Annotated in this window: 5 protein-coding genes; 3 read left to right on the top strand and 2 right to left on the bottom strand. The window is 61.4% G+C overall.

Annotated elements, in window-relative coordinates; all coding sequences use genetic code 11:
• On the bottom strand, window positions 1–951 hold a 951-nt coding region (locus AB5Z25_RS10650; protein ID WP_368135564.1), incomplete at its 3' end, for an IS110 family RNA-guided transposase.
• Between the two features lie 259 nt (window positions 952–1,210).
• Window positions 1,211–2,458: a peptidase T gene (pepT, locus tag AB5Z25_RS10645; protein WP_138113473.1), complete on the bottom strand. Its 1,248-nt coding sequence runs from the start codon at window positions 2,456–2,458 to the stop codon at window positions 1,211–1,213.
• A 120-nt stretch (window positions 2,459–2,578) separates the two neighbouring features.
• Between pepT and AB5Z25_RS10640 the strand changes: the two genes are divergently transcribed.
• From AB5Z25_RS10640 to AB5Z25_RS10630, 3 genes are all read left to right on the top strand, one after another.
• The gene (locus tag AB5Z25_RS10640) at window positions 2,579–3,001 is read left to right on the top strand and encodes a metal-dependent transcriptional regulator (RefSeq protein WP_035138800.1); all 423 of its coding nucleotides are present in this window, start codon (window positions 2,579–2,581) and stop codon (window positions 2,999–3,001) included.
• 10 nt (window positions 3,002–3,011) lie between these two features.
• Window positions 3,012–3,905 carry a homocysteine S-methyltransferase family protein gene (locus AB5Z25_RS10635; protein ID WP_138113471.1) on the top strand — a complete coding sequence of 298 codons (894 nt, stop codon included), beginning with the start codon at window positions 3,012–3,014 and terminating at the stop codon, window positions 3,903–3,905.
• Window positions 3,906–4,063: 158 nt separating this feature from the next.
• Window positions 4,064–5,464 (top strand): phosphoglucomutase/phosphomannomutase family protein, encoded by a 1,401-nt coding sequence (locus AB5Z25_RS10630; RefSeq protein ID WP_368135562.1) that lies wholly within the window; start codon window positions 4,064–4,066, stop codon window positions 5,462–5,464.
• The last annotated feature ends 256 nt before the right edge of the window (window positions 5,465–5,720 follow it).

The raw sequence follows: 5,720 nt of genomic DNA, 5'->3' as shown, positions 1-5,720 counted from the left end.
GTCCGGGGCCTGGCCCTTGGCGAGGTCCTTCGGCCGCCCCGAGCACGTCAGGTAGTGCCACGCGGCCTCGACCAGCGCCTTCCTCAGGTGCTTGTTGCCTGCCTTGGTGATCGCGCCCCTGCGGTCGCTCTCCCCGCTGGAGTGCTCGGAGGGCGTCAGGCCGACCCATGCGGCGAACGACCGGGCGTTCCTGAACCTCGAGAACTCGCCGGCCTCGAACACGAGGTCGGCGGCGGACGCGGTGTCTACGCCCTTGAGGCAGCGCAGGGAGTCGACCCTCCTCCTCCACCTGGGCTTGCGGGCCTCGGCCTCGACGAGCCCCTCGAGCCGCGCCTTCTCCTCCGCCGCCCGCCTGACCGCGTCGACGTAGTAGGCGAGCACGTCGTTGTCGGCCCCCTCCGCGAACCTAATCGACTCGATCCGGGACCAGTGCGCCCGGGTCCAGTTGCCCTTCCTGCGGCCGGTGGGCGTCCTCTCGTCGAAGACGAGCCCGTGCCTGAGCAGGAACTTGGAGAGCCGCTGCTTCGCGCGCGAGAGGTCGTCCCTCGCGTCCTCGAGCGCCCTGGTCAGGTCGCGGGCGGCCTCGCACTCGTCGTCGGGGACCCACACCTCGACCACGTTGCCGACCGACAGCATGCGGGCGAGGAACTCGGCGTCGTTGCGGTCGTTCTTCCTGCGCCTGTCCGCGCTGGGCTTGATCATCTTCGAGACGGCGCCGACCACGCAGTCGACCCCCAGGCCGGAGAGCCTCTTCTGCAGGTCGAAGCCCGTGACCCCGGACTCGTACACGCACCTGGCCCTGGGGTCCACGGAACGGACCCACTCCGCGACGGCGCCGGCGTCGTAGCCGAAGGTCGCGGCACGTACCTCCCCGGTCATGACGTCGAGGGAGACTGCCTTTATCGAGCGGGCGTGGACGTCGAGGCCGACGAAGGTGGTAGTATCGAGCATGGGAGCCCCTTCCATGAATGCGGCGTGGCCGCCGCGGCTGAATTAGACACTCACCATTGTCGGCCTAATCCGCGGTCTTTCATGCAGCAGGGGCTCTCAATGTTTTTATGTCCTGCTCATATCGTCTGTGCCGGCAGTTTGGGACACTCCTTGCGTTAAGAGGCTGGCGTGCGTCAACCTATTCTCGTTGCAGTAAAAAAATCGCCCCGTTCTTGGTTGAGGACGGGGCAATTCGTCTTTTGGACTTGTGCAGCCAGGCTTATGCAAAGCGGGCGACGAGCTCCTGGAGCACATCGGTCATCTTGACGAGCGAACTGACCGGGACGAACTCGTTGACGCCGTGGTAGCAATAGCCGCCGGTGGAAAGGTTGGGGCAGGGCAGACCGCGGAACGACAGCTGCGCGCCGTCGGTGCCGCCGCGAATCGGCAGCACTTGGGGCTCAACGCCGCAGGCAAGGTAGGCTTCCTTGGCAACATCAATAAGCTCGGGATAGTCACGAACGATCTCGGCCATATTTCGATACTGCTGCTTAATCTCGACCGTCACACGCTCCTCACCCAGACGCTGGTTGAGCATCGAGGCGGCGGCATCAATAAGGTCGAGTTTCTGCTGGAACTTGGCGGCGTCATGGTCGCGGACGATATAGCGCGCTGTGGCGTGATCGACGGTCGCAGATACACCCTCAAGGTGATAAAAGCCCTCGTAGCCTTCCGTATACTCCGGGCGCTGCACGTAGGGGAGCAACGCGTTGAAGTCGCAGAACAGATTGCCTGCGTTGACCATACGGCCCTTAGCGTCGCCCGGGTGGATGGACTGGCCCTCAAAGCGGACGGTCGCCTCAGCGGCGTTAAAGCACTCCCACTCCAGCTCGCCGATGGGGCCGCCGTCGACCGTGTAGGCGTACTTGCAGCCAAAGGTATCGATATCCAACAGCTCGGCTCCGTGGCCGATCTCCTCGTCAGGGCAGAAGCAAATGCCGAGTGCGGGATGGGGCAGAGAAGGGTCCTGAGCGATACGCGCGACAAGCGACATGATCTCGGCGACGCCTGCCTTGTCGTCTGCGCCCAGCAGCGTGGTGCCGTCGCTGCAGACCAGGTCCTCACCCGCGAGGTCATTCAGGGCGGGAAGCTTGGCGGTACTCATGGCAACGGGTTTACCGTCAACCGTGCCGCAGACCAGGTTGCCGCCTTCGTAGTGCACGATGTGCGGCTTCACGCCGGCGCCCGGTGCAACTTCGGTGGTGTCGAGATGGGCGATCAGGCCCAGGGCGGGCTTGTCCTCAGCGCCCGCACTTGCGGGGATATGCGCGCAGACATAGGCGTGCTCGGTCACGTGGGCATCTTCCGCACCAAGCTCGCGCAGCTCTTCAGCCAGCACGTTGGCAAGGTCAAACTGAACGGCGCTCGAGGGTACCTGGTCGCAGTTTGCATCCTCGGACTGCGTGTTGATCTGGACGTAGCGCAAAAAGCGTTCGAGGACATCGGGGCTCGTGGTGGTGTTTTCCATAAAGACCGCTCCAATCTTGGTCGTCGTGTGCAACAAGAACTCTAGCACGGTATGCCACGGCATACCACGACGCTTGGATGGGGTAGAATCAGCCATTGAATGCAGAAGGGACGGAAGATCATGGATACGACAAATAGCTCGCGCGAACTACATCTGACGGTGGCGAACGAAGACTACTTGGAGTGCATGGTTCGCATTGAAAGCGAAGAGGGGGAAACCAACGGCGTGCGATCGGTCGACATCGCGCAGCGCCTTGGCGTCTCCAAGGCATCGGTCAATAAAGCGGTTTCGGCGCTCAAGGCATCCGAACTTGTCGAGCAATCGCACTACGGCAAGGTAGTCCTGACCGATCGCGGCCGCGAGGTTGGTACGGCTATCTGGTACCGTCATCGCCTCATCCGCACGTTTTTGGTTCAGGAGCTCGGTGTCGAATTTGAGCGAGCCGATTCCGAGGCCTGCATGATGGAGCATGCGCTTTCCGAGGACACGATGAACCGCTGGCTCGCCTATCTCGAAAAGCAGGGAATCAGCGTCGAGGAATAGCGGGATATATATGGATACGAGTTATTACAACCGCTTTGGTGCCGAGGAACTTACGCGCCGCTTGTCGAGCGAGACCTTGTTGGCGCAGGGCCCCATGGGCAGTGTTCTGTTGAGTGAGTACGATGCCGCCGACATTCCACCGGCGTTTTGGAATCTGGCAGAGCCGCAGACCGTTTCTCGTATCCATCGCTTGTATGTCGCCGCCGGCGCGCAGGTGCTCATTACCAACACCTTTCAGGCATCGAGCTATGCCCTCAAGCACGACCAGATTGCGCCGTCCGTGGCGGAGGTCAATCGCGGGGCCGTCGACGATGCCCGCCAGGCGCACCCTCAGCTGCTGCTAGGCTCGATGGGCCCGATCGGTATTGAGTGGTTTGCCGAGGACTCTGCCGAGTATCGTGAAATCCGAGGCATTGCGCGCGAACAGGCGCACGCCTTGCTCAATGCTGGTGTTGACGGTCTGCTGATCGAGACGGTGACGTCTATCCGTAATCTGCAGCCCATGCTTGCCGGCGCCCTAGATGCCGCCGACGGCATGCCTGTTCTGGTGAGTTTTGTCGTTGACGATAAAGGCGACCTGTTGGGCGATGGCCTTAACATCGAGGCAGCCGTTTTGTACGCCGAAAAACACGGCGCAAACTCGGTTGGTGTTAATTGCTGTTCGCTTGCGGCCGCGAACGCGGCGGTGCCCAGGATGGTTGCATCGGCGACTACTCCCGTCACGGTGCGTCCCAACGTGGGCGATCCGGTCCAGACTCAGGATGGCCCCGTATGGCACGAGAACCCCGAAGCTTTCGCGCGCGCATGCATCGAATGGAGGCATGCCGGCGCCGCAATGGTGGGCAGTTGTTGTGGAACCACGGCAATCACTACGGCAGCGATGGCCGAGGCGCTCGATATATAAAGGGTAAAACCGCTCCATACGGGGCGGTTTTTTTATTGCTTGCATGTCCTCGGCAGCATTTGCCCAAATGGTGAATGCTGGTGCCGGCAGGTTGTCGAGTGCGTGTTGCGGGTATACCTCATGCGTACCATGATCCAAACACTGTGAGGTGTCTGCGCGTGTGCGCGATAATTCATTTTGGAACTGACGGTTGGCGCGCTCGCGTCGATGAGGACTTCACTGCCGATAACGTTGCCCGTATCGCCGATGCCGTCGGCGAGTTGTGGCAAAAGACCAATCCGGGCAAAACGGTATATATAGGGTTCGACACCCGGCCCCTGGCGCGCGAGTTCGCTGAGCTTGCGGCGGGCGTGCTAGCAGCGCACGGGCTAGACGCCGTGCTCGCTTCGCGACCTGTCCCGACCCCTGCCCTTACGTGGGCGGCGGCTTATGACGGTGAAGCGTGCGGCGCGCTCATGGTGACGGGGTCCCATCATCCGCAGGGCTATCTGTGCCTCAAGATTCGCATGGGTGACGGCTCGACCGCCAACCAGGATGTCATCGAAGAGCTCGAAGAGACTATGGCTCCCGAGCCAATGGGGCTCGAGGGGCAATATCGCACCGCGGATATCATTCCTGACTATATGCAGGCGGTGGCATCGTTTGTCGATGCCGAAGCCATCCGCGCCGCGCACTTGCGCGTGGTTGTCGATCCCATGGGCGGCGCAGCCCAGGGCTATCTAGCCGACTTGTTGCGCGAGCTTGGCGTTGGGGTGCACGAGATTCACGCCGGGCAGGCGTCTGACCAAGAAGATATCTGCCCCGACCCCGTTGAACCGTGGGTGGACGCTTGCGAGCGCACGGTTATCGAGGACGGAGCTTGCGCTGGCCTGGTGACCGACGGCGACGCCGACCGTATCGGCGCGGTTGACGAGCGCGGCAGATATATACATCCGCATCAGATCATGGCGCTCGTTTTGGGCGACTTGGTTCAATTTCGTAATTTGGAGGGGCGCGTCGTCGTCAATCTTTCATGCTCGACGCTCGTGCGTCGCATTGCCGAGGCGCTTGGCTGCCGCGTGACCGTCAAACCAGTCGGTTTCAAATATATAGCGGCGGAGATGAAGAAGGGCGGCGTCCTCATGGGCGGCGAAGAAGCCGGTGGTATCGGCATCGCCGCGCATATGCCCGAGCGCGATGGAATCCTCGCCTGTCTGATTCTGTGTGAGCTTATGGCAAAGACGGACGCGCCTTTGGGCGTTCTGGTCGACCAACTCGAGGACAGTTTTGGTAAGACGAGTTACGGTCGACGCGATTTGCGCCTTGAGGCCGAAGATGCCGAAACGTTACGAACCCTGCTGCCGGGCGTAAACCCCAAGTCGATTTGTGGCAAGGTGCCGCAAAACGTTAGTCATATGGACGGCTTGCGTCTGTCATTTGAGGATGACACGTGGCTGCTGGTCCGTCCTAGCGGGACCGAACCAGTGGTGCGCGTCTACGCCGAGGGGTTCTCGGTGGAAGAACGCGATGAGTTGCTCGATGCTGGCTGTGCTTTAGCTAGGGGGACGTATCCGCTTTAACCATGAGACTGCCTTATATAAAGAGATGCTCGGCGAGCGGTAGTTAACGGCTGGCAAACGTTAGTCGGATCACAAGATGTGTAGGAAATGTGTACGCCCAGATTCCCGCCCACGGGGCCCCTCCGGTCTGGCAATATATCTCCTTGCCGCGCGGCCCGGTGGAACCGGATCAGCCGCGGGGCGTGCACCTTGAGAACCGGATACTGCGAGGATGGACACACCAGTTGTGTCGCATCCGGGCAGACATCGAACCATT

The sequence above is a fragment of the Collinsella aerofaciens genome, from assembly GCF_040910325.1.
In the GTDB taxonomy this organism is placed as follows: Bacteria; Actinomycetota; Coriobacteriia; order Coriobacteriales; family Coriobacteriaceae; genus Collinsella; species Collinsella aerofaciens_BL.
This window is presented reverse-complemented; position numbering and strand designations above follow the sequence as displayed.